Raw genomic sequence first — 21,244 nt, forward strand, 5'->3', positions numbered from 1 at the left:
GAATAGCAGCTCATTTATCCGGTATTTTTCCTCCGATATCCAGAGGTCGTCGCGGCTGAAATGGCCCGGCGCTTCAAAAGGAGATAATTCATGGAAACGAAACCTATCGCCGCTTTTGCGGGCTCTCCCGCCCCCACGACATTCGTTGTCAACGTCATTCATGCCCATCCGGGAAAGCAGGACGAAGCCTTCGCCATCATTCAGGATGTCGTCCACTATGTTGCCGCACGAAAGGAAGGGTTCCTCTGGAGCAGCCTCGCGAAAAGCACGGACGGTCAGACGGTCGTCAATGTCGAGGCCATTCAGGGAACCGGCAATGTCGACGAGTTCTTTTCCGATCCGCAATTCGTCGAAAAATTCCGGAAACTGGACACCGTCTCCAAGAGCGAGTTTCACACATATACGGTCGGGGATCTGGTTCTTCCAAAGCCCGTGGCTGTGTGACAGATAGCGCTGCCCGGTTCTGACAATGTGCCGGTCAGGTAACGGCCGGGGGGCTTCCCCCGGCATTGGAGCGGAATGCCGTCGCCGGGCCATGGTCGAAGCACTCGATCAGCATTTCGGTCAGCACCCGGATCTTTCTTGAAGGATGCTGCCCAGGCGGTCTGACGACGAATATTCCCGCCGGCGGCGGGGGGTGGCGTTTCATGACCTGCACCAACTTGCCTGAGTCCAGATAATCCTTGATCAGGTCTTCAGGCAGCACGGCGATGCCCAATCCGGCCGCTGCTGCAACGGCGAGGGCAGCGCCGTTATCGGCCTTGAAGCGGCCCTGTGGACGAACGGTTACCACCTTGTCTCCATCCATGACCTGCCAGCTTTCCGTTCCCTGCATGAGAGCCTGATGGGTTACGAGTTCCTCCGGTGTCTCGGGAGAACCATGAACCTCGATATAGTCGGGGCTGGCGACGAAAATTCCGTAGAGGGGGCCGACGCGTCTGGCGACAAGGTTGGAGTCTGGAAGGTTGCCAACCCGGATTGCGCAATCATATCCTTCTGCGATCAGATCCACGAAACGATCAGTGTAACAGGTCTGGATCTGGAGTTGAGGATAACGGCGCGCCATCTGCGCAATCACCAATGCGAAATGCGTAGGGCCGAAAGAGAGCGGCGCAGCAATCCGCAGGCGGCCGCGGAGTTCGCCAGCCGGAAGAACGGTCTCCCTCGCCACATCGATTTCGGCTGAAATCCTTGCGGCATAGTCCCGGAAGGTTGCGCCCGCCTCCGTTAGGGAAGCGCCGCGTGTGGATCGGGCCAGAAGCTGGACACCAAGCTCCGCTTCCAGCCGCACAAGCCGCCGGCTGACCATCGACTTGGAGATGCCAAGCCGCAGTGCGGCCGGGGTGACGCCTCCCGCATCGGCAACTTCGACGAATGTCCTGATATCTTCGATGTCCACTCAGCGTTCCCCATTCTGCGACACAGCTTGGCAGGGACAAGGACTACCGCATCATAAACAGCAATGACAAGTTTCGTCCCGCGGCACCGCCCCAGATGGGCGCATGTCCTTTGCGCAAACGCGCTTCAATAAACAGCCAACACAGGATGAACCCATGACCTTCCGTAACGGCCTCGATTCACTTCTCCGCCCTGAAGATTCCGTCCTCGTTCTGATCGATCATCAGCCCTATCAGCTCGCAAACCTGAACAGCCACGATCCGCAGGCTGTGGTCAACCTCACGACCGCGCTGGCGAAGCTGGCAAAAGCCTTCAATGTTCCGACCGTTCTCACCAGCGTGATCGCGGCGCGCGGCGGACTTCTCTTCAAGCAGATCACCGACGTGTTCCCCGGCCAGGAAGTCATCGATCGCACCTGGGTGAACACCTGGCAGGACGAGAATGTGGTGAACGTCGTCAAGGCGACCGGCCGCAAGCAACTGATCATTGCCGGCCTGTGGACCGAGGTCTGCGTCGCAATGCCGGTTATCCAGGCCGCCGGCGAAGGCTGGGACGTGACCGTGATCACCGATGCGTCGGGCGGAATTTCAAAGGAGTCTCACGAGGTTGCCATCCAGCGCATGATCGCGGCCGGCGCGAATGTGATGACGGTGATGGCACTCGCCGGCGAATGGCAGCGCGATTGGGCGCGCCTCGAGCATGTCGAGGAACTGACCGAAATTCTCATCCAGCATTTCGGCGGCAGCGGCATCGCCTATCTCTGGGAGCAGCAGCTTCTCAACACGCCGGTACCAACCGAACCGGGCGGGCACTAAAATCAATCAGGGATGGCGGGCGTCTGTTGGCTCCCGTCATCCCGCCGCCTCAAGGCTATTCTTCCGCTCTGCAAACGACGCCGGCGCAATCCCGTGAGAAAGGGAGGCGCCGGCTTTGATCGCTTGCCTATGGGCGCGCGCATCGGACATACTGCCCCTTGAACCACAAAGGCCAAGGGCAAGACGAAGCCAGAGACTCAGGGCTGGATCGCGAAGCCGTGCGAGAAGATGTCACCTCATGAATACGCGATTTCTCGAAACTTTCCTCTGGGCTGCCCGATTGAGCAGCTTTTCGGCAGCCGCAGAACGTTTGCACACGACCCAGGCGTCGGTCTCCAACCGCATCGCCGCCCTCGAGCGTGAGTTGGGTGTGGTGCTGTTCACCCGCGATGTGCGCTGCGTCAACCTGACGCCTGCCGGTCGTCTGGCGCTGCAACATGCCGAAAAGATCGTCAACCTCACCGGCGAGTTCCGGCAGATCGTCAGTAACCGGGAGGCGCTGAGGGGCACGGTGCGCATCGGTGCAGCCGATACGATCGTTTATGCCTGGCTGCCGCTTCTCATCCGCCGCATGAACGAGCAATATCCCGGTGTCAGCCTCGATCTGACCATCGATACCAGCCTGAAACTCTCCCAGCGCATCCAGAACGGCGAGGTGGATGTCGGTTTCATCATGGGGCCGATCATGGCCGCGGATATTTACAACTCGCCGCTCTGCACCTTCGAATCCTGTTGGGTCGGCGCGGTTGAGTTGCCGCTGCCGGAAACCGGTGTCACTCTGGAAGATATCGCGCATTTTCCGCTGCTTACCTTCTCGACCGGGTCGCAGCCGCACCAGGCATTGCGCGCGCTTCTCGATTCCCATGGCCTGTCCGATAGCCGCATCTATAATTCCAATTCGCTGTCGATCATGACACGGCTCGTGGCCACGGCCGTTGGCGTGGGCGCGCTGCCGCGCGTTTTGGTGGACGGCATCATCAAATCGGGCGAAGCGCGCATTCTCGACATCACGCCGCCGGTGCCGCCCCTCACTTTCCACACGGTTTATCAGGAGCGTGGCGACAACGCGATTGCCCGCGCCATCGCCGACATGGCGACGGAAATCGTCAGTGAAACCACCACGCAATGGATGACCGTTGCAGCTTAATTTTTATGCTGCATCGCAAAATGATTAATCTATAAGCTTATCTTATGGGTTTCGATAGAGTTTTTCCGTTTGTCAGGAAAACAGTTCCCGTTCTTAATTCTCCTCGCAACATGAGAGGAGAGCAACGTGAAAGTCTCACTTGTTCAAATGAATACCCAGAACGACAAGGCGGAAAATCTTAAGATTGCTGCCGATTTAATTGAGAAGGCAGTCAAGTCGGATAATCCTGATCTTGTCGTTCTTCCGGAATACTTCGCATTTCTTGGAGATAATCCTCAGGAAATGCATGAGAGCGGGGAGGAATTCCCCGGCGGCGAGATTTATACGCTGCTTTCGGATCTGGCCAGAAAGCACGCGATCACGCTGCATGCCGGCTCCATCGTCGAGAAGGAAGGCAACCGCTTCTACAATTCGACGCTCGTTTTTGGTCCTGATGGCAAGCAGATTGCCCGGTACCGCAAGATTCACCTGTTCGACGTCGATACGCCGAACGGCATCAGCTACCGCGAATCCGATTCCGTTGCCCGCGGCGAAGAGGTCGTGACCTACAAGGTTGGCGACAAGACGGTCGGTTGCGGCATCTGCTACGATATCCGCTTTCCGGAACTGTTCCGCGCCCTGCGGGACAAGGGCGCAGACGTCATCGTTCTGCCGGCCGCCTTTACGCTGATGACGGGCAAGGACCACTGGGAAGTGCTGGCTCGCGCCCGCGCCGTCGAAACCCAGACCTATTTCCTCGCTGTCGGCCAGATCGGCACCCATGCGGGCGGCAAGAAGGCCTGCTGGGGTCATTCCATGGTCATCGACCCCTGGGGCCACATCGTCGCGCAATGCTCCGACAGTGTCGGAACTGCCGGGGCTGCCCTCGACTTCGACTATTCGGCCAAGGTGCGTGCCAACGTGCCGGTGGCGAACCACCATGTTCTCTGATCGGAGAAAGACCTGATGTTTATCGTCAACCCCATGCCGGAACAGATCGGCGCCGACATCATCGAGCTTCTAGAAAAGGTCGAAGTCGCAACGATCGGTCACGTGCTTCATTCCGGCTTCGTCGATCCTGAAATCCGGGCCGTCCTTCCGGGCAAGCGCGTGGCGGGCACCGCCGTCACCCTGCGCATTCCGAACGCGGATTCGACCATGCTTCATTACCTGACGCAACTCGTGCGTCCGGGCGATATCGTTCTCATTGACCGTTGCGGTGATACCCGCCACGCCTGCTGGGGCGGCGTCATCACCAACACCATGAAAATGGCCGGTGTGAAAGCCGGTGTCGTCGATGGCCCGGCGACGGATTTCTCGGAGTTCACCAAGGTCGACATGCCCATGTGGTGCCGCGGCCCGTCGCCGATCACCACCAAGATCCTTGGTCTGGAAGGCGCGATCAACGTTCCGATCAGCGTCGGCGGCCAGATGATCAATCCGGGCGATGCGATCCTGTGCGATGAAAGCGGTGTTGTCGCCCTTCATCCGAGCCAGGCCCGCGCCATGGCGGAACGGGCCATTGGCATGCAGGAAGCCGAGATCGTGCTTCTGGAACGCCTGCGCAACGGCGAGAAGCTGCCGGACATTTCCGGCGCCAACAAATTCGTCCAGGCCAAGCTGAGCGCCTGACACGATCTTACGGGTGGCGGATCCGTTCGCCACTCCCAATAACAATAGAGGAGAACAGGACAATGAAGAAATCAGTACTTCTGAGTGGGATTCTCATGCTTGGTGCGGCCGCCCTGCCGGCGCAGGCCCAGCAGACCGTGACGTTCCTCGGCTATAGCGGCCTTTTCCAGGAGCGTTACACCAAGGCCGTCATCGAGCCTTTCATGGCCGCCAACCCTGATATCAAGGTCGACTATTTTCCGCAGCAGGGTTCTGCCGCCATGCTTGGCTCGCTGCGCGCCCAGAAGGCTGCTCCGCAATCCGATATCGCGCTGATGGACGTTTCCGTCGCCAAGACCGGAACGGATGAGGGCCTGTTCGACAAGATCGATGAAAGCGTGACCAAGAATGTCGCCGACCTCTATCCGAACGCCCGTTTCGAGGGTGTAGCCGGTGTTGGCGTGACCTTCGACAACCTCGTCCTCATCTATAACACCGATGCGATCAAGACCGCGCCGGACAGCTGGAACGCCCTGAAGGACAGCGCCTTCAAGGGCAAGATTGCCATGTTGAGCGCCCCTGACATCGTCGGTATCGGCACGACCATCATCATGGACCACATGAATGGCGGCACCGACTTCATCAAGAATATCGATGCCGGCATCAATGCGATGGCGGACGTTGCGCCGAACGTCCAGACCTGGGAACCAAAGCCGGAAGTCTATCCGACCGTCGTGAACGGTCAGGTTTCGCTGGGTGTGGGCTGGAATGCCCGCAGCCAGGTGAATGCCGATGGTTCCAAAGGCAAGATGAAGGTCGTTCTTCCGAAGGAAGGCACGATCCTCCAGATCAACACGCTCAATCTCGTCAAGGGTGGCCCGTCGTCCGAGGCGGCCCGCAAATTCATTGATTATGCGCTGAGCCCTGAAGCCCAGGCCGCCTTCACCGCCGCCATGTATTATGCGCCGACCAATGCCAAGGCCACGGTGGCTCCCGATGTCAGCGATCGCACGGTCGTCAAGGCGATGGACAAGGTCATCCCGGTCGACTGGATCGGCCTTTCCAAGGTCCGCGACCAGATCACGCAGGACTGGCGCCGCAAGGTCATCCCGCTCAGCCGCTGAGGTGTCCGTTCAGGGAGTGAAAATGACAGGGCTTCCGCATCGCCCTCATCGGCTGCGGAAGCAGCAAAACAAACCTCTCGGCTCATTCCCTCTGTCGGCGCTCGTGCCGGTAGAGGGGTGGATCGACACGGACAAGCATTCCGAATGGCCTGACGAAGCTGCAATATGGAAGCGCCGTGAAACAGCGCCGCGAATTTCCGCCGCGACTGTGTGATCAAGGGACAGGGCATGTTCGCGACCCCACGGGTCTGACATGTTCTGGAGAAAGGCAAAAAGCCAGAATGGGAACTTCAGACATCATGCAGCCAGGATTCCTCTCGATTCGTTCACTGACCAAGCGCTACGAGACCATGGTCGCCGTGGATAATCTCAATCTCGAGATACCAAAGGGCGAACTGGTTGCTTTCCTCGGTCCATCCGGCTGTGGCAAGTCGACGTCGTTGCGCATGATTGCAGGCCTTGCTCCCGTAACGTCAGGCTCGATCCTGATCGATGGCAAGGACGTGACGCAGCTTGCGCCCTACAAGCGCGACATCGGGCTTGTTTTCCAGAGCTACGCGCTCTTCCCGCACATGACGGTCCTCAAGAACGTCATGTTCGGCCTTGAAATGCGCAAGGTGCCGGCAGCCGAAGCGGAACGGCGTGCGCGCGAAGCGATTGCCATGGTGCGTCTGGAAGGACGCGAGGACCGCCGCCCCGCCCAGCTTTCCGGCGGCCAGCAGCAGCGTGTCGCACTGGCGCGCGCGCTCGTCATCCAGCCCTCCATCCTTTTGTTCGATGAACCCCTTTCCAATCTCGACGCCAAGCTGCGCGACGAGATGCGCTCTGAAATCCGCCGTATCCAGAAGCAGCTCGGCATCACGTCCATCTTCGTCACGCATGATCAGGTCGAGGCGCTCAGCATGTGCGACAAGGTCGCCGTGCTCAATGGCGGGCGGCTGGAGCAGCTCGGCACGCCGCACGATCTCTACGAGCGCCCGGCCACGGCTTTCGTCGCTTCCTTCGTCGGCCGCACCAACAGGCTGGTCGGAAACGCGGCCGGCGATCGCATCACGGTTGGCGATGCGGTACTGCGGGCACCCGGCTCGCACAATGGCAAGATCGACCTGATGGTACGGCCGCATCGCATGGCCATGACGGTTGCCGGCGACGCCGTGCCGGATTTCGATGGCGCGCCGGTCAATCGTATCGCCGGCGAGGTTCGTGACGTCTATTATGCAGGCGATATCCTCCACTACGAGATCGCCGCGGGTGGCCAGACATTGTCGGTGGAGCGTGCGACATCCGGCGGTGAAACGCCAGTTGCGGCTGGCAGCGCGGTCAGTCTCGTCTGGCGCGTGGAAGACACGCTGGTCTTCGGAGCAAACCAATGACGGCGGCTGTCATGATCACGGCTCCCGGCAGCCGCACGTCCTCCATGGTGTTTCTCGCCACGCTTCTTCTCGGGCCGATCATCGCGGTCAATGGCCTTGCCTTCGTGATGCCCGTCTTCAACCTGCTCTTGCTTTCCTTTCGGGAAAGCCTCGGCGGCGGCGGTCTCGGAGAAGCCCATACGCTCGACAACTGGTCGTCCACGCTGACCGACGGTTTTTATATCGAATTGATCGGCCAGAGCATCCTGACCAGTCTCCTGATCACCGTTCTGACGCTCATCGCCTCCTATCCCATCGCGCTTTACCTGCACCGGGCGCAGGGTCGCTGGAAGACGCTGCTGCTGGTGCTGGTCATTTCGCCGCTGCTCACCTCGGCGGTGGTGCGAACCTATGGCTGGATCGCGATCCTTGCCGATGACGGCCTGATCAACAACATTCTCTTTGCATTCGGTGCTGAAAGCGGCGTGCGCCTGCTGTTCAACAAGGTCGGCGTTGTCATCGGCCTCACCGAAATCCTGATGCCCTATATGATCCTCGCGCTGCTTGCCGGTTTCGGCAGGCTCGATCCACGGGTGGAGGAGGCGGCCGAAACACTCGGCGCATCGCCCTGGAAGGTGTTCTGGCGGATCATCGTGCCGCTCACCATGCCCGGCGTCGCGCTCGGTTGCCTGCTCTCCTTCGTTCTGGCGGTCAGTTCGTTCATCACCCCCAAGCTGCTCGGCGGCGGACGTGTCTTTCTTCTGGCGACGGAAATCTACGATCAGGCGATCGTTACGCTCAACTGGCCACTCGCCGCGACGCTGTCGATGATCATCCTCGTGATTTTCGGTGCTGCCCTGGTGCTTTATTCCCGGCTTCTGCGGGCCATTCTTTAAAAGGAGATCGAAGATGGAAGAACGTCCCGCTCCGCTGGCGCTGAAAATCGTCGCCTTCATCATGTTCCTTTTCCTGCTGGCGCCCGTGGTTCTCGTCGTGCCGATCTCGTTTTCGGCCGACAGCTACATGACCTTCCCGCCCTCCGGCTGGAGCCTACGCTGGTATGTCGATCTCATGCATAATTCGAAGATGATGGGCGCGCTGGGCACCAGCACCCTTCTCGCCGTCATCGTCACCGTGCTGTCCATGCTGATCGCGCTGCCGGCCTCCTATGCCATCGTCCGCATGCGGGTGATCGGCGCGGATGCGCTTCTCGCCTTCTTCACCGCGCCGCTGCTTCTGCCCACCATCGTTCTCGGTCTGGCGATCCTGATCGTCTTTGCCGGCGCCGGCCTGCTCGGCACCTTCACCGGCCTGGTGATCGCCCATCTCATCATCGTGCTGCCCTATGCGCTGCGTGTCCTCACCACGTCGCTTGCCGGCCTGCCGCTGATCTTCGAGGAGGCCGCCTCCACGCTCGGGGCATCGCCGCTCACTATTTTCCGGCGCGTCACCATGCCGATGATCGCGCCGGGTGTCGTGGCGACGGCGGCGCTTTCCTTTCTCGTATCGTTCGATGAAGCGGTGATTTCGCTGTTCCTCACCGGCCCGCGGATCACCACGCTCCCGGTCGCCATGTATCAGCATGTGGAAACGCAGGCGGATCCGCTCGTTGCGGCCATTTCCGTTCTTCTGATCGTGCTCACCCTTGCCGTCGTTCTCATCGTCGATCGCACGGCGGGCCTGACCAAGACTTTCGTGAAATAAAGGCGGGGAGGGCGGCGCATCCGGAGATCGTCAGCGTGAGGCTGGCGAATCCAGAGTCGTGCCCGCCCGCCTGACGGAAACAGCGCGAGTTTCACTCCCGTTTATGAACGCCGCTGCTGCATCGGTGCGATCGGTCGCGCCTGTTGATTTCGCTTTGAACGATGAAAGCAAAGGGAAGCCCATGGCTCAGATCCCCTCCACGGAATTTGATGTCGCCGTCATCGGCGCCGGCGTCGTTGGTTGTGCGGTCGCCCGCCGTTTCGCACTGGCGGGTGCGAAGGTGGTGGTTATTGAAAAAGGCCCCGATATTCTCTCCGGAGCCTCCAAGGCCAATAGCGCCATCCTCCATACCGGTTTCGATGCGCCGGAAGGCAGTCTGGAGCTGGAACTGGTGAAGGCGGGCCGGGAGGAATATCTCTCCATTCATGGGCAGATGGGCCTCAGCCTCGTCGAAACAGGCGCGCTGGTCTGCGCCTGGAACCCGGAGGAGGCGGAAAAACTGCAGGCGATCGCCGATCAGGGGCGGCGCAACGGCATTGCCGGGCTCGAGCTTCTCACGGCGGGGCAAGCCCGTGAAACCATGCCGGGTCTGTCCGAACGCCTTGTCGCCGCGCTTGACGTCCCGGGTGAACATATCATCGATCCCTGGTCCGCACCGCTGGGTTATCTCACGCAGGCGGTGGCGCTGGGCGCAAAGCTGGTGCGCAACGCAGAAGTCCTGTCCGGTGTCTTTGACGGCGTTTGGCGGATCGAGACGACGGCGGGTGCCGTCCTTGCCGCGAGCGTTGTCAATGCCGCCGGGCTGTTCGGCGATATTGTCGATGCCCGTCTCGGGCTTCCGCCCGACTTCGCCATCAGGCCCCGCAAGGGTCAGTTCGTCGTGCTGGACAAGGCTGCCCGCCGACATGTGCCGCGTATCCTCCTGCCCGTTCCCACCGAAATCACCAAGGGCATCGTGGTGTGCCCGACCGCCTTCGGCAATGTTCTCGTTGGCCCGACGGCAGAAGAGCAGGACGACCGCGAGCGCGCGACGGTCGAGACGGCGACGCTGGAGGCGCTGCTGAAACGCGGCGTGGAGATCGTTCCGGCGCTGGCCTCCGTTTCGGTAACCGCCGTTTATGCCGGTCTGCGCCCGGCGTCTGACAAGAAGCATTACCGGATTTCCGCCCGGCCGGACCGGCGGGCGATCACGCTCGGCGGCATTCGCTCCACGGGCCTCAGCGCCGCACTCGGTCTGGCGCAATATGCGCTGAGACTTCATGAAGGTTTCGGCACCGGTTTTGCCCCGCCGCCGCCTCTCCCCGAGGTGACGATGCCCAACCTGACCGAAACCTGTGAGCGGGACTGGCAGCGTGCCGATCACGGTGAAATTGTCTGTCATTGCGAACTCGTCACCCGACGTGAGATCGAGGCGGCCTTTGCAAGCCCGGTGCCGCCGGGCGATTTCGGCGGGTTGCGGCGGCGCACCCGCGCCGGCATGGGGCGCTGTCAGGGCTTTTATTGCAACGCCCGGCTGGCCGCCATGACCGGAGACCGTCTGGCAACCCCGCTTGCCGTTCAGGAGGGAGCGGACCGATGAACGCAACTGCGGAACCTTTTCGGCGAGAGCATCAAAACGTTGAGAACGCAGATGTCATCGTGATCGGCGGTGGTCCGGCGGGCGTGGCGGCGGCGCTGGAGCTGAAAGCGCGCGGTGTCGCCCGTGTGATGATCCTCGACCGTGAGCCGGCCCTTGGCGGCGCGACCCGGCATTGCCTGCACTCGCCCTTCGGCATGCGTGAATTCGGACGGGTCTATTTCGGGCCAGCTTATGCACAACGCCTGCAACGGCAGGCGCAGGATGCGGGTGTCGACATACGCACCGGTCATTCCGTGGTGGAACTGGGGCAGGATGGCACGCTGCTGGTGACATCGGCGCTCGGCGTCAAGACGTTGAAGGCCCGGCGCATCGTGCTGGCGACCGGTGCGCGGGAAAAACCACGCTCCGTGCGGCTCCTGCCCGGCGACCGGCCGGTGGGTGTCATCACCACAGGCACGCTGCAATCCTATGTCGCCTTTCACGGCATCATGCCCTTTCGCCGCCCGCTTGTCATCGGTTCGGAACTTGTTTCCTTTTCCGCACTTCTGACCTGTCTGACGCATAGTGCCGGGCCGGTGGCGATGATCGAGCCGGAGCCCCATCCGCTGGCGCGGTCGCTCTTTCGATGGTTTCCGCGACTGGTGGGCGTGCCCTTTCATTGCGGTGCGGCAGTCACGGATATTCGCGGGCGCGGCCGGGTCGAGGAGGCTGATATCCGTCTGGCGGATGGCCGCATCCTGACGGTTCAATGCGACGGTATTCTTCTGACCGGAAGGTTCACGCCTGAGGCGGCGCTTCTCAACGCATCTCCCATGGATGTCGCGGCAGGCAGTGCCGGGCCGCTGACCGATCAGGACGGACGGATGGCCAATCCGCTCTTCTTTGCCGGTGGAAATGTGTTGCGGGCCGTGGAAACGGGCGGCTGGGCGTTTCGTGAAGGTCGCCGGGTTGGCGCGGCGGTGGCTGACGATCTCGCCCGGAAACCCTGCAACGCCCCGGCGCTGCCTGTCACATTCGCCGATCCGCTCAAACTGGTGGTTCCCGCCATGTTACGGCCGGGCGGGCTCGAAAGACCGGCATTTCGCGATTTTCAGCTTCGTTTCACCCGGCGTGTTCAAGGCCGGCTTTCGCTCCACCTCGGTGGAACGGAAGTGTGGAGCAAGACCGGTCTGTGGCTTCCTGAACGCCGTGTACTGGTCCCTATTCCCCGCGCTGCCTTTGCATCCAGCCAGGTTGCTTTTCACTTTCGGGAGACCAATTGATGCGCATAGCGGCGATCGATCAGGGAACGACGTCGACCCGGTGCCTTGTGGTGAGCGATGGCGGCACGGCAGACATTGTCGCCAGCCGGCGTCACGCGCAATTCTACCCGGCTGCCGGCCATGTGGAACATGATCCGGAAGAACTGCTGCGCAATATCCGCGCGGTGCTGGTTGCCGCCGGGCCGGTGGATGCCATCGCCATCGCCAATCAGGGCGAGAGTTGTCTGGCGTGGGATGCCGTGAGCGGAGAGGCGCTGTCGCCGGTTATCGTCTGGCAGGATGCCCGCACCGCCGAAATGCTGGCCGCCCTGCCATTATCGGCAACGGATCGTTCGAAAGAGATTTGCGGGCTGCCGCTCGATCCCTATTTTTCGGCCAGCAAACTCGCCTGGCTGGTCAGGCACAATCCGGCCGTGGCACAGGCAAAGGCCGCGGGACGTTTGCGGCTCGGCACCACCGACGCTTTTTTTCTGGACCGGCTGACGGGCTGTTTCCGCACCGACCTTGCAACGGCATCGCGCACGGGGCTGCTCGACCTTTCAACCGGAGACTGGAGCCTGGAACTCTGCGCGCTTCACGGCGTGCCGATGGATTGCCTGCCCGAAATCGGCCCTGTCGATGGTGGCTTCGGTTCGCTTGAGGGAACGCCCATTCACGTTTCCATCGTCGATCAGCAGGCAGCGCTTTATGGGCATGGCTGCCGCAAGGCCGGCGATTGCAAGATAACGTTCGGCACCGGGGCCTTTCTGCTGGCCGTTGCCGGTACCGGGCGGCCTTTGGCGGGCGAGCTTCTGCCGACCATTGGCTGGCATATGCAAGGAGGCGCCGCCGTCTTTGCCATCGAAGGCGGGATCTATGATGCCGGCGCGGCGCTCGAATGGGCGAAAAAGATCGGCCTCTACGCAGACAATGGCGACCTCGACGGTTTCGAGGGGCCATCGGCCATTCGCCGTGGCCTTGTGTTCGTGCCCGCCCTTTCTGGCCTTGCCGCGCCCTATTGGGACAGGGGGGCCGTGCCGCTGTTCATCGGCATGGACCACGCCACCGAGCGGAGTGACATGGTGCGCGCCGTGCTGGAAGGCATTGCCCTGCTGACGGCTCGGTTGATCGAGGCGGCATCGGCTGTCGCTCCCATAGGCGACACGATCTCCATCGATGGCGGCTTGTCGAACAGCCGCTATTTCGCCCGCTTTCTGGCTGCTGCCAGCGGCCGAACCATTTGTGTGCCGGCCATGCGCGAGTTGACGGCGCTCGGTCTGGCGGAACTGTGCGGCGTCGATGTCGCGGCCATGCGAGGTGACGCCGAGATATTCGTCCCCGATGGATCGATCGATGCCGAAGACCATGCCCGTTTCGCGCGCGCCCTAGACAGTGCGCGGAGTTGGCAACGATCCAAAACCTCTCAAGGTGCGGTTCTGTCGACCGTGCCGGCAGCGGGCATCTGATTTCTCCAATTTAAAGAACAGGCGACAAAGGCGACAGAATTTGATAAATTACAAAACAGCCGGTTGCGGTTTGACGCATCGATAAGAAGTCACCGAACGTTCCTATACCGCCAGCCGGATCATGGCGCAGGAGGAGAAGTGCTATGACGGCATTCCATGTCATGGCCGGTGCGAGTGGTGAATTTGCCCGCCCGGAAGTCCGCAAGATTGGTATCGCAGATATTGTCGATGCCTTGAGGCTGGGACTTGAAGACTTTAAAGAAAAACCGTCCCACTATGTTTTTCTCTGTCTTATGTATCCGATCGCCGGTGTTTTCCTGGTGATGTGGAGTTCCGGCGCCAATTTGCTGCCGCTGATTTATCCGTTGATGTCGGGTTTTGCGCTGATTGGTCCAATCGCGGCCATCGGGCTCTATGAAATCAGTCGACGACGCGAGCAGGGGTTGGATAGCTCCTGGCGGCACGCGCTGGAAGTTCGTCGCTCTCCGGCCCTGCCATCGATCATCGCGGTCGCCGTCATGCTGTTTGCGCTTTTCGTCGTCTGGTTGATTGTTGCGCAAAGCATCTATGCCACCACTTTCGATGCGACCGGTCCGGTCGCGCTCTCGACCTTTCTGTCGGACGTCTTGACGACCTCGCAAGGTCTCTCCCTCATCATCTGGGGCAATCTGGCCGGTTTCGTTTTCGCGGTCATCGTGCTGGCGACAACGGTGGTGGCGTTCCCGCTGCTGCTCGATCGCGATGTCGGTGCAGTCGCGGCGGTGGATGCGAGCATCCGCGCCACGCTTGCAAACCCGGTTCCGGTGGCGCTTTGGGGGTTGATCGTCGCGGCGCTGCTCGTCATCGGCACAATCCCGGTGTTTGTCGGCCTCGCGGTTATCATGCCTGTCCTCGGACATTCGACCTGGCACCTCTATCGGAAATTGATCGTCTCCGATTATCCGGGCCGTACGCCTTGAATTCATAAAGGAAATATATCGGTAGATGATCCTCTTTGCCGTTGCGGCCCCGCTGATGGGCGCCGCTGCGGTGGGGGACCATAATTGTTCGCCAGATCCATTCGTGAGATAATGCTAATATACTTCGCGATGGAGTTGTAAAACTATTCGTGGCCGGGTCAGGGGAGGAGACGATGGCTGTCGTTGTGGTTCTCGTTCTGCTGGTGGTGGGATCGATCGTGTTCCACCTGCTGAGCCCGTGGTGGTGGACGCCGATAGCCTCGAACTGGAGCTATATCGACAATACCATCATCATCACCTTCTGGATCACCGGCTTCGTTTTTTCGGCCATCGTGCTGTTCGTCGCCTATTGCGTGTTCCGCTTCAGGCACCGCACCGGCAATCGGGCGGCATACGAGCCCGAAAACAAGCGCCTGGAATTGTGGCTGGCGGGCGGAACCGGGGTCGGGGTGGCGGCAATGCTTCTGCCGGGCCTCTTCGTGTGGAACCAGTTCGTAACCGTTCCTGATGGTGCAAGCGAAGTGGAAGTGGTCGGTCAGCAATGGCAATGGAGTTTCCGGCTGCCCGGGGCCGACGGACGGCTCGGACGGGCGGATACGCGCGCCATTGCGCCGAACAATCCGCTCGGTTTGAACAGAAACGATCCCGCTGGAATGGACGATGTCATCGTTGAAGGCGGCGAATTGCATCTGCCCGCCGGCAGGCCGGTGAAGATGCTGCTGCGCGCGGTTGACGTCGTGCATGATTTCTACGTGCCGGAGTTCCGCGCCAAGATGGATATGATCCCCGGTTCGGTTACCTATTACTGGTTCACGCCGACCCGGACGGGAACCTTCGAGGTTCTCTGCGCGGAACTCTGCGGCGTCGGCCATCCGCAGATGCGCGGCACCGTCATCGTTGATACAGAGGCCGATTATCAAGCCTGGCTGCAGCAGCAGCCGACTTTTTCGAAATTGCTGGCCTCGGCGGAACCGTCGGCAGCCAGATAAGCGCCGTGCATATGGGAAGGGAAAGCCGCATCGGGGAAACTGGGAGGATGGAATATGGTCGAGATCGGATCCGGCGCCGGGCAGGTCATACAGCCCGCTGAAGTCGAGGACGTCGAGCTTTATCACCCGAAAAGCTGGTGGACGAAATATGTCTTCAGCCAGGATGCCAAGATCATTGCCATTCAATATTTCCTGACCGCGACTGCAATCGGCGTGGTGGCGCTGGTGCTGTCCTGGCTGATGCGGCTGCAACTCGGTTTTCCCGGCTATTTTTCCTTCATCGATGCTGAACACTACTATCAGTTCATCACCATGCACGGCATGATCATGGTGATCTACCTGCTCACCGCGCTGTTTCTCGGCGGTTTCGGCAATTACCTGATCCCGCTGATGCTCGGCGCGCGCGACATGGTGTTTCCCTATGCCAATATGCTGAGTTACTGGCTCTACCTCTGCGCGGTCCTCGTGCTGGTGGCCGGTTTCTTCGCTCCCGGCGGGCCGACTGGCGCCGGCTGGACGCTCTATCCGCCGCAGGCGCTGCTATCAGGGACGCCGGGCGGGCGCGACTGGGGCATCATCCTGATGCTGTTGTCGCTGATCCTGTTCATCATAGGTTTTACCCTGGGCGGGCTGAATTACGTCGTCACCGTGCTGCAGGGACGCACGCGCGGCATGACGCTGATGCGCATGCCCCTGACGATATGGGGCATATTCACCGCGACCGCCATGGCGCTGCTTGCCTTCCCGGCGCTTCTCGTGGCCGCTATCATGATGCTGTTCGACCGGCTGCTCGGCACGAGCTTCTTCATGCCTGCCATCGTCGAGATGGGCGAGCAGCTGAAGCAGGAGGGTGGCAGTCCCATCCTGTTCCAGCATCTGTTCTGGTTCTTCGGCCATCCGGAAGTCTATATCGTCGCACTTCCCGCCTTCGGCATCGTCTCGGATCTGATCAGCACCCATGCGCGCAAGAATATCTTCGGCTACCGGATGATGGTCTGGGCGATCGTCATCATCGCGGTGCTGAGCTTCGTCGTCTGGGCGCATCACATGTATGTCAGCGGCATGAACCCGAATTTCGGCTTCTTTTTCGCGACCACGACGCTGATCATCGCCGTGCCGACGGCGATCAAGGTCTATAATTGGGTGCTGACGCTCTGGCGCGGCGATATCCATCTGACCTTGCCGATGCTGTTTGCGCTCGCCTTCATCGTCACATTCATCAATGGCGGATTGACCGGCCTCTTCCTCGGCAATGTCGTGGTCGACGTGCCGCTTTCGGATACGATGTTCGTCGTCGCGCATTTCCATATGGTGATGGGGGTCGCGCCGATCATGGTGATCTTCGGCGCGATCCACCATTGGTATCCGAAAGTCACGGGCCGGATACTGAACGAGGCAATGGGGCGCGTCCATTTCTGGGTCACCTTTGTCGGCGCCTATGCCATCTTCTTCCCGATGCATTATCTCGGGCTGATGGGCGTGCCGCGCCGCTATTACGAGCTTGGCGAAACCGCTTTCATTCCGGAATCCGCTCACACGCTGAACGTGTTCATCACGATAGCGGCGCTCGTCGTCGGCGCGGCGCAATTGCTGTTCCTGTTCAATCTCGAATGGAGCCTGCGCTGGGGCAAAAAGGCGGGCGGCAATCCGTGGCGGGCGACGACTCTGGAGTGGCAAACGCCGCAGACCCCGCCGGTTCACGGAAACTGGGGCAAGGAGCTGCCGGTCGTTTATCGCTGGGCGTATGATTATAGCGTGCCCGGTGCGGATGAGGACTTCCTGCCGCAAAACCAGCCGCCGGCGGCCGGGCCGTCCGAAAGGGCCCTGTCATGAGCGCCATTCTTGTCTTCATGGCCGGGATCGCCGGCATCGTCACCTGGTGGATGGCACGGCAGCGGCTGGCCTCGAAACCCTGGCTGGAAGTTGGCCTGGCAGGCGATGCGCCGGAGATGCCGGGATCGTCGGCGACAAGAGCGAAACTCGGGCTGGGGATATTTCTGGCGGTCGTCGGCGCGTTGTTCACGCTGCTCATCAGTGCCTATCTCGGCCGTATGGGCGGCGCCGACTGGTGGGGTATTCCGATCCCCGGGCTGTTATGGGCGAACACCGCAGCGCTTGCCGCCAGCAGTCTGGCACTGCAATGGGCAAAAACCGAAGCCGGCGCGGGTCGTCGTGAACGGCTGAATGCGGCTCTTGTGACAGGCTTTGCGACGGCGGTTCTCTTTGTCGCCGGGCAATTTCTGGCGTGGCGGCAGCTCATCTCCGCAGGTTATGTGCTGGCGGATAATCCATCGAACAGCTTCTTCTACATGATCACCGGCCTGCACGGCCTGCATATATCGGGCGGGCTCTTCGTGCTTGGACGTACCGCGATCCGCGTCCGGGGCGAGCCCTTGTCGGCAAGGTTACGCCTCAGTGTGGAGCTGTGCGCCATCTACTGGCATTTCATGCTGGTCGTCTGGCTGATCCTTTTTGCGCTCTTTGCCGGCTGGGCGAATAGTTTCGTCGATCTCTGCCGTCAATTGGTCACCTGAGGAGTGTCGATCATGACCGCATCCATGGAGGAAAGACCGGTAAGTGATCCGCATCAACGCCCGGCGGGACTGCGCGGCATCGCCGCCGATCTGTCATCGGACCAGCGGGCGTTCAAGAACGTCTCCTGGGGCAAGGCGATGATGTGGATCTTCATCCTGAGCGACATCTTCATTTTCGGCTGTTTTCTTTTGGCCTACATGTCCGCGCGTATGTCCACCACCGTCGGCTGGCCCAATCCGAGCGAGGTTTTCGCCCTGACGATCGGCGGCAAGGACATTCCGCTGATCCTGATCGCCATCATGACCTTCGTTCTCATCAGCAGTAGCGGCACGATGGCCATGGCCGTCAATTTCGGATACAGCCGCGATCGCCGCAAGACCGCCGCGCTGATGGTGGTGACGGCAGCGCTTGGCGCGACATTCGTGGGCATGCAGGCATTCGAATGGACGAAACTGATCGAGGAGGGCGTTCGTCCCTGGGAGAACCCCTGGGGTGCGGCCCAATTCGGTTCGTCCTTCTTCATGATTACCGGCTTTCACGGCACCCATGTCTCGATCGGCGTGCTGTTCCTTCTCGTCATCGCGCGCAAGGTGTGGCGGGGCGATTTCGATCATGAAAGGCGGGGATTTTTCACCAGCCGCAAGGGGCACTACGAGATCGTCGAGATAGTGGGGCTTTATTGGCACTTCGTGGATCTGGTGTGGGTCTTCATCTTTGCATTTTTCTATCTGTGGTGAGTGAGGATGGCGTCATGGCAGAGCAACAGTCACAACAGGGACAGCAGCATCCGATAAGACTTTATATGGTGGTCTGGGGACTGCTTTTCGTCCTCAGCACCTTCTCCTATCTGGTCGATTATATCGGCATTCAGGGCTATCCCAGATGGTCTCTGATCATCCTGTTCATGCTGCTGAAGGCTGGGCTGATCATCGCGATTTTCATGCATCTGGCCTGGGAGCGGCTGGTGTTGATCTACGTCATCCTGTTTCCGCCGGTCCTCGTGCTTGTCTTCGCCGCCCTGATGGCGTCGGAATCCAATTACACCATTCTCAGCCGAATGACCTTTCTCGGCACCGGTTCGTAGCCCACCGGCGTCAGGCGCTCCTGACCAGCCAGTCCGCGAACAGCCGGGCCTGCGCAGACGCGCGCGGGTGAATTTTCAGATGAAACGCCACGGGTGACGCGATGCTTTCGGGCACAAGCGGGATCAGCGAACCGTCCCGCATCAGATTTCCGACCAAACCATCCCACCCCAGAACCGCGCCGATGTCGTCCTGCGCGCTCTGAAGCGCGATGGTGTAATTGTTGACATGGAAGCCCCGGCCTTTCGGAGCAGGCAGGCCCAGCGACTGGAACCAGTCGGACCAGCTCGTCCAGTTGGTTTCCTCGCTGCTCGAATGGATCAGCGGAGCCCTGAGCAAGTCTCTTATCGAGGAAATGCCGTGTTCCGCCTTGAAACGCGGGGTTCCGAGCGCGACGATCCTGTCCTGGAAAAGCTTGCGATATTCGCAATGATCGTCCTCCGGATTGCCGTAGTGAATGCTGAGGTCGCAGCGGTTCGCCTGCGCCGGAACATCGCTGACGATTTGGGCGATGGTGACTGCGGGATGAAATTTCCAGAACGCGGATATTTTCGGCGTGAGCCAGAGCGAACTGACCGCCGTCGTCGCCCGAATGGTCACATCGACCGCCTCGGCACGATCCCTTATCTCGCCGATAACATCCGAGATTGCCTCAAAACCGCGCTGAAGCGCAACAAACAGGAAAGCGCCTTTTTCGGTCAGCTCCACGCCCTTGCTGCGGCGGATGAACAGCTGGCAGCCCAGATCGCTTTCAAGCGCCTTTATCTGATGGCTGATCGCCGCCGGCGTCACGTTCATCTCGCCGGCTGCCTGTTTGAAGCTCAGATGCCGCGCCGCGGCCTCGAAGCAGACGAGGGCGGTTATCGAGGATAAGTCGTAAGGCCTCGGCATGCAGGGCTCTCCACATCATGAGTTTACTTAAACTAAATCAGCATGAAAATAATTGCTATTGTCAAAAACAGCGGCGAGGGGGATTTTTGCGGTCAGAACAAGGATAAACCGGGAACCTACCGCCATGAACGCACATATTTCTGCACAGGAACTGCTGGCCCGCCGCAAGCCCGGCCATGCCCTGGAACAACCCTTCTATACGTCGCAGTCGATCTACGATCTCGATCTCGAACATCTCTTCTACAAGGAGTGGCTGTTTGCCATCCCCGCCTGCCAGCTGGTGAAAACCGGCAGCTACGTCACGATGCGCGTCGGCGCCTACAACATCATCATCGTGAAAGCCCGCGACGGCGAAATCCGCGCTTTTCACAATTCCTGTCGTCATCGCGGCTCCATCGTCTGCAAGGCGCGTGAGGGGCAGGTGGCGAAACTGGTCTGTCCCTACCATCAATGGACCTATGAGCTGGATGGCAAACTTCTGTGGGCCAACGACATGGGGCCGGACTTCGACGCATCCTCGCATGGCTTGAAGCCGGTTAGCCTGCGTAACCTCGACGGGCTGATCTACATCTGTCTGTCCGACACGCCGCCGGCCTTCGAGCCCTTTGCCGAGCTGGCGCGTCCCTATCTGGCGGTCCATGATCTTTCCAACGCCAAGGTCGCTTACACCTCGACCATCGTCGAGAAAGGCAACTGGAAGCTCGTCTGGGAAAACAACCGCGAATGCTACCATTGCAGCAGCAACCACCCGGCGCTCTGCCGCTCCTTCCCGCTCGATCCGGAAGTGGCGGGCGTTTCGGCTGATGGTTCCATCTCGGCACGGCTTCAGGCCCATTTCGACCGTTGCGAGGCCGCCGGCGCTCCGGCGCAATTCCTCCTGGCCGGCGACGGTCAATATCGTCTGGCGCGGATGCCGCTCCAGGAAGGCGCGCTGAGCTACACCATGGATGGCAAGGCCGGCGTGGATAAGAGACTCGGCCGGGTCGCCGTGCCGGATGCCGGCTCGCTGCTGGTTTTCCACTATCCCTCGACCTGGAACCATTTCCTGCCCGACCATTCGCTTACCTTCCGCGTCGCGCCCATCAGCCCCACGGAAACCGAGGTCACCACCACCTGGCTCGTTCATAAGGATGCGGTCGAGGGCGTCGATTACGATCTGAAACGGCTGACGGAAGTGTGGATCGCCACGAATGGCGAAGACCGGGAGATCGTCGAAACCAATCAGGAGGGAATTTTTTCTCCCGCCTACCGCCCCGGCCCCTATTCGCCGGCGCAGGAAAGCGGCGTCATCCAGTTCATCGACTGGTATGCCGGCTGGCTGGAACGCTCGCTGACGACATCTGAGATGGCGGCCCAGATAGCGGCGGAGTGA

The 21,244-nt window shown here is 60.5% G+C and carries 21 protein-coding genes; 19 read left to right on the forward strand and 2 right to left on the reverse strand.

Annotated elements, in window-relative coordinates:
* Positions 1 to 90: 90 nt before the first annotated feature.
* On the forward strand, positions 91 to 444 hold the full coding sequence (locus tag AC5YUO_RS22475; protein WP_496155279.1) for an antibiotic biosynthesis monooxygenase: 354 nt from the start codon (positions 91 to 93) through the stop codon (positions 442 to 444).
* A gap of 34 nt (positions 445 to 478) precedes the next feature.
* On the opposite strand, the gene AC5YUO_RS22480 is transcribed toward AC5YUO_RS22475, so the two are convergent.
* Entirely contained in the window at positions 479 to 1,399 is a 921-nt protein-coding gene (locus tag AC5YUO_RS22480) for a LysR family transcriptional regulator (protein ID WP_496155280.1), read from the reverse strand.
* 154 nt (positions 1,400 to 1,553) lie between these two features.
* On the opposite strand from AC5YUO_RS22480, the gene AC5YUO_RS22485 reads away from it, so the two are divergent.
* The 17 genes from AC5YUO_RS22485 (at position 1,554) to AC5YUO_RS22565 (ending at position 18,983) form a co-directional block, all read left to right on the forward strand.
* Positions 1,554 to 2,213, forward strand: coding sequence for a hydrolase (locus AC5YUO_RS22485; protein WP_496155281.1), 660 nt, complete (start codon positions 1,554 to 1,556; stop codon positions 2,211 to 2,213).
* A 238-nt stretch (positions 2,214 to 2,451) separates the two neighbouring features.
* Positions 2,452 to 3,360 (forward strand): LysR family transcriptional regulator, encoded by a 909-nt coding sequence (locus AC5YUO_RS22490; protein WP_400814455.1) that lies wholly within the window; start codon positions 2,452 to 2,454, stop codon positions 3,358 to 3,360.
* A 147-nt stretch (positions 3,361 to 3,507) separates the two neighbouring features.
* Entirely contained in the window at positions 3,508 to 4,290 is a 783-nt protein-coding gene (locus AC5YUO_RS22495; protein WP_400814657.1) for a carbon-nitrogen hydrolase family protein, read from the forward strand.
* A 15-nt stretch (positions 4,291 to 4,305) separates the two neighbouring features.
* Entirely contained in the window at positions 4,306 to 4,971 is a 666-nt protein-coding gene (locus AC5YUO_RS22500; protein WP_003521976.1) for an RraA family protein, read from the forward strand.
* Between the two features lie 62 nt (positions 4,972 to 5,033).
* On the forward strand, positions 5,034 to 6,074 hold the full coding sequence (locus AC5YUO_RS22505) for an ABC transporter substrate-binding protein (protein ID WP_496155282.1): 1,041 nt from the start codon (positions 5,034 to 5,036) through the stop codon (positions 6,072 to 6,074).
* Between the two features lie 299 nt (positions 6,075 to 6,373).
* Positions 6,374 to 7,447 carry an ABC transporter ATP-binding protein gene (locus AC5YUO_RS22510; RefSeq protein WP_496155283.1) on the forward strand — a complete coding sequence of 358 codons (1,074 nt, stop codon included), beginning with the start codon at positions 6,374 to 6,376 and terminating at the stop codon, positions 7,445 to 7,447.
* Positions 7,444 to 8,322 (forward strand): ABC transporter permease, encoded by an 879-nt coding sequence (locus AC5YUO_RS22515; RefSeq protein WP_400814449.1) that lies wholly within the window; start codon positions 7,444 to 7,446, stop codon positions 8,320 to 8,322. Before AC5YUO_RS22510 ends, AC5YUO_RS22515 begins: the two co-directional genes overlap by 4 nt.
* A gap of 13 nt (positions 8,323 to 8,335) precedes the next feature.
* Positions 8,336 to 9,130, forward strand: a complete 795-nt coding sequence (locus tag AC5YUO_RS22520; protein WP_400814447.1) for an ABC transporter permease — start codon at positions 8,336 to 8,338, stop codon at positions 9,128 to 9,130.
* A 181-nt stretch (positions 9,131 to 9,311) separates the two neighbouring features.
* Complete coding sequence (locus tag AC5YUO_RS22525) at positions 9,312 to 10,709, forward strand: NAD(P)/FAD-dependent oxidoreductase (protein WP_496155284.1); 1,398 nt, start codon at positions 9,312 to 9,314, stop codon at positions 10,707 to 10,709.
* Positions 10,706 to 11,971 (forward strand): FAD-dependent oxidoreductase, encoded by a 1,266-nt coding sequence (locus AC5YUO_RS22530; RefSeq protein ID WP_496155285.1) that lies wholly within the window; start codon positions 10,706 to 10,708, stop codon positions 11,969 to 11,971. The genes AC5YUO_RS22525 and AC5YUO_RS22530 overlap by 4 nt, the downstream gene beginning before the upstream one ends.
* The gene (locus AC5YUO_RS22535; RefSeq protein WP_496155286.1) at positions 11,971 to 13,416 is read left to right on the forward strand and encodes an FGGY family carbohydrate kinase; all 1,446 of its coding nucleotides are present in this window, start codon (positions 11,971 to 11,973) and stop codon (positions 13,414 to 13,416) included. The genes AC5YUO_RS22530 and AC5YUO_RS22535 overlap by 1 nt, the downstream gene beginning before the upstream one ends.
* A 143-nt stretch (positions 13,417 to 13,559) precedes the next feature.
* Positions 13,560 to 14,375 carry a DUF2189 domain-containing protein gene (locus AC5YUO_RS22540; RefSeq protein WP_496155287.1) on the forward strand — a complete coding sequence of 272 codons (816 nt, stop codon included), beginning with the start codon at positions 13,560 to 13,562 and terminating at the stop codon, positions 14,373 to 14,375.
* 173 nt (positions 14,376 to 14,548) lie between these two features.
* On the forward strand, positions 14,549 to 15,364 hold the full coding sequence (locus AC5YUO_RS22545) for a cytochrome c oxidase subunit II (protein ID WP_400814432.1): 816 nt from the start codon (positions 14,549 to 14,551) through the stop codon (positions 15,362 to 15,364).
* A gap of 54 nt (positions 15,365 to 15,418) precedes the next feature.
* The gene (locus AC5YUO_RS22550) at positions 15,419 to 17,197 is read left to right on the forward strand and encodes a cbb3-type cytochrome c oxidase subunit I (protein WP_496155288.1); all 1,779 of its coding nucleotides are present in this window, start codon (positions 15,419 to 15,421) and stop codon (positions 17,195 to 17,197) included.
* Entirely contained in the window at positions 17,194 to 17,898 is a 705-nt protein-coding gene (locus AC5YUO_RS22555; protein WP_496155289.1) for a cytochrome c oxidase subunit 3, read from the forward strand. The genes AC5YUO_RS22550 and AC5YUO_RS22555 overlap by 4 nt, the downstream gene beginning before the upstream one ends.
* Positions 17,899 to 17,910: 12 nt before the next feature.
* Complete coding sequence (locus AC5YUO_RS22560; RefSeq protein ID WP_496155290.1) at positions 17,911 to 18,636, forward strand: heme-copper oxidase subunit III family protein; 726 nt, start codon at positions 17,911 to 17,913, stop codon at positions 18,634 to 18,636.
* 14 nt (positions 18,637 to 18,650) lie between these two features.
* Complete coding sequence (locus AC5YUO_RS22565) at positions 18,651 to 18,983, forward strand: cytochrome C oxidase subunit IV family protein (RefSeq protein WP_400814420.1); 333 nt, start codon at positions 18,651 to 18,653, stop codon at positions 18,981 to 18,983.
* A 10-nt stretch (positions 18,984 to 18,993) separates the two neighbouring features.
* Here the strand turns inward: AC5YUO_RS22565 and AC5YUO_RS22570 are convergent, their stop codons facing one another.
* Complete coding sequence (locus tag AC5YUO_RS22570; protein ID WP_496155291.1) at positions 18,994 to 19,872, reverse strand: LysR substrate-binding domain-containing protein; 879 nt, start codon at positions 19,870 to 19,872, stop codon at positions 18,994 to 18,996.
* A 124-nt stretch (positions 19,873 to 19,996) separates the two neighbouring features.
* Between AC5YUO_RS22570 and AC5YUO_RS22575 the strand changes: the two genes are divergently transcribed.
* The gene (locus AC5YUO_RS22575) at positions 19,997 to 21,244 is read left to right on the forward strand and encodes an aromatic ring-hydroxylating oxygenase subunit alpha (RefSeq protein ID WP_496155292.1); all 1,248 of its coding nucleotides are present in this window, start codon (positions 19,997 to 19,999) and stop codon (positions 21,242 to 21,244) included.

The organism is Agrobacterium sp. LEGMi-208b (assembly GCF_059511785.1).

Excerpts from the sequence above, each read along its gene's own strand:
- AC5YUO_RS22475 (WP_496155279.1), top strand. The coding sequence starts at position 91 with ATGGAAACGAAACCTATCGCCGCTTTTGCGGGCTCTCCCGCCCCCACG.
- AC5YUO_RS22485 (WP_496155281.1), top strand. The coding sequence starts at position 1,554 with ATGACCTTCCGTAACGGCCTCGATTCACTTCTCCGCCCTGAAGATTCC.
- AC5YUO_RS22490 (WP_400814455.1), top strand. The coding sequence starts at position 2,452 with ATGAATACGCGATTTCTCGAAACTTTCCTCTGGGCTGCCCGATTGAGC.
- AC5YUO_RS22495 (WP_400814657.1), top strand. The coding sequence starts at position 3,508 with ATGAATACCCAGAACGACAAGGCGGAAAATCTTAAGATTGCTGCCGAT.
- AC5YUO_RS22500 (WP_003521976.1), top strand. The coding sequence starts at position 4,306 with ATGTTTATCGTCAACCCCATGCCGGAACAGATCGGCGCCGACATCATC.
- AC5YUO_RS22505 (WP_496155282.1), top strand. The coding sequence starts at position 5,034 with ATGAAGAAATCAGTACTTCTGAGTGGGATTCTCATGCTTGGTGCGGCC.
- AC5YUO_RS22510 (WP_496155283.1), top strand. The coding sequence starts at position 6,374 with ATGCAGCCAGGATTCCTCTCGATTCGTTCACTGACCAAGCGCTACGAG.
- AC5YUO_RS22515 (WP_400814449.1), top strand. The coding sequence starts at position 7,444 with ATGACGGCGGCTGTCATGATCACGGCTCCCGGCAGCCGCACGTCCTCC.
- AC5YUO_RS22520 (WP_400814447.1), top strand. The coding sequence starts at position 8,336 with ATGGAAGAACGTCCCGCTCCGCTGGCGCTGAAAATCGTCGCCTTCATC.
- AC5YUO_RS22525 (WP_496155284.1), top strand. The coding sequence starts at position 9,312 with ATGGCTCAGATCCCCTCCACGGAATTTGATGTCGCCGTCATCGGCGCC.
- AC5YUO_RS22530 (WP_496155285.1), top strand. The coding sequence starts at position 10,706 with ATGAACGCAACTGCGGAACCTTTTCGGCGAGAGCATCAAAACGTTGAG.
- AC5YUO_RS22535 (WP_496155286.1), top strand. The coding sequence starts at position 11,971 with ATGCGCATAGCGGCGATCGATCAGGGAACGACGTCGACCCGGTGCCTT.
- AC5YUO_RS22540 (WP_496155287.1), top strand. The coding sequence starts at position 13,560 with ATGACGGCATTCCATGTCATGGCCGGTGCGAGTGGTGAATTTGCCCGC.
- AC5YUO_RS22545 (WP_400814432.1), top strand. The coding sequence starts at position 14,549 with ATGGCTGTCGTTGTGGTTCTCGTTCTGCTGGTGGTGGGATCGATCGTG.
- AC5YUO_RS22550 (WP_496155288.1), top strand. The coding sequence starts at position 15,419 with ATGGTCGAGATCGGATCCGGCGCCGGGCAGGTCATACAGCCCGCTGAA.
- AC5YUO_RS22555 (WP_496155289.1), top strand. The coding sequence starts at position 17,194 with ATGAGCGCCATTCTTGTCTTCATGGCCGGGATCGCCGGCATCGTCACC.
- AC5YUO_RS22560 (WP_496155290.1), top strand. The coding sequence starts at position 17,911 with ATGACCGCATCCATGGAGGAAAGACCGGTAAGTGATCCGCATCAACGC.
- AC5YUO_RS22565 (WP_400814420.1), top strand. The coding sequence starts at position 18,651 with ATGGCAGAGCAACAGTCACAACAGGGACAGCAGCATCCGATAAGACTT.
- AC5YUO_RS22570 (WP_496155291.1), bottom strand. The coding sequence starts at position 19,872 with ATGCCGAGGCCTTACGACTTATCCTCGATAACCGCCCTCGTCTGCTTC.
- AC5YUO_RS22575 (WP_496155292.1), top strand. The coding sequence starts at position 19,997 with ATGAACGCACATATTTCTGCACAGGAACTGCTGGCCCGCCGCAAGCCC.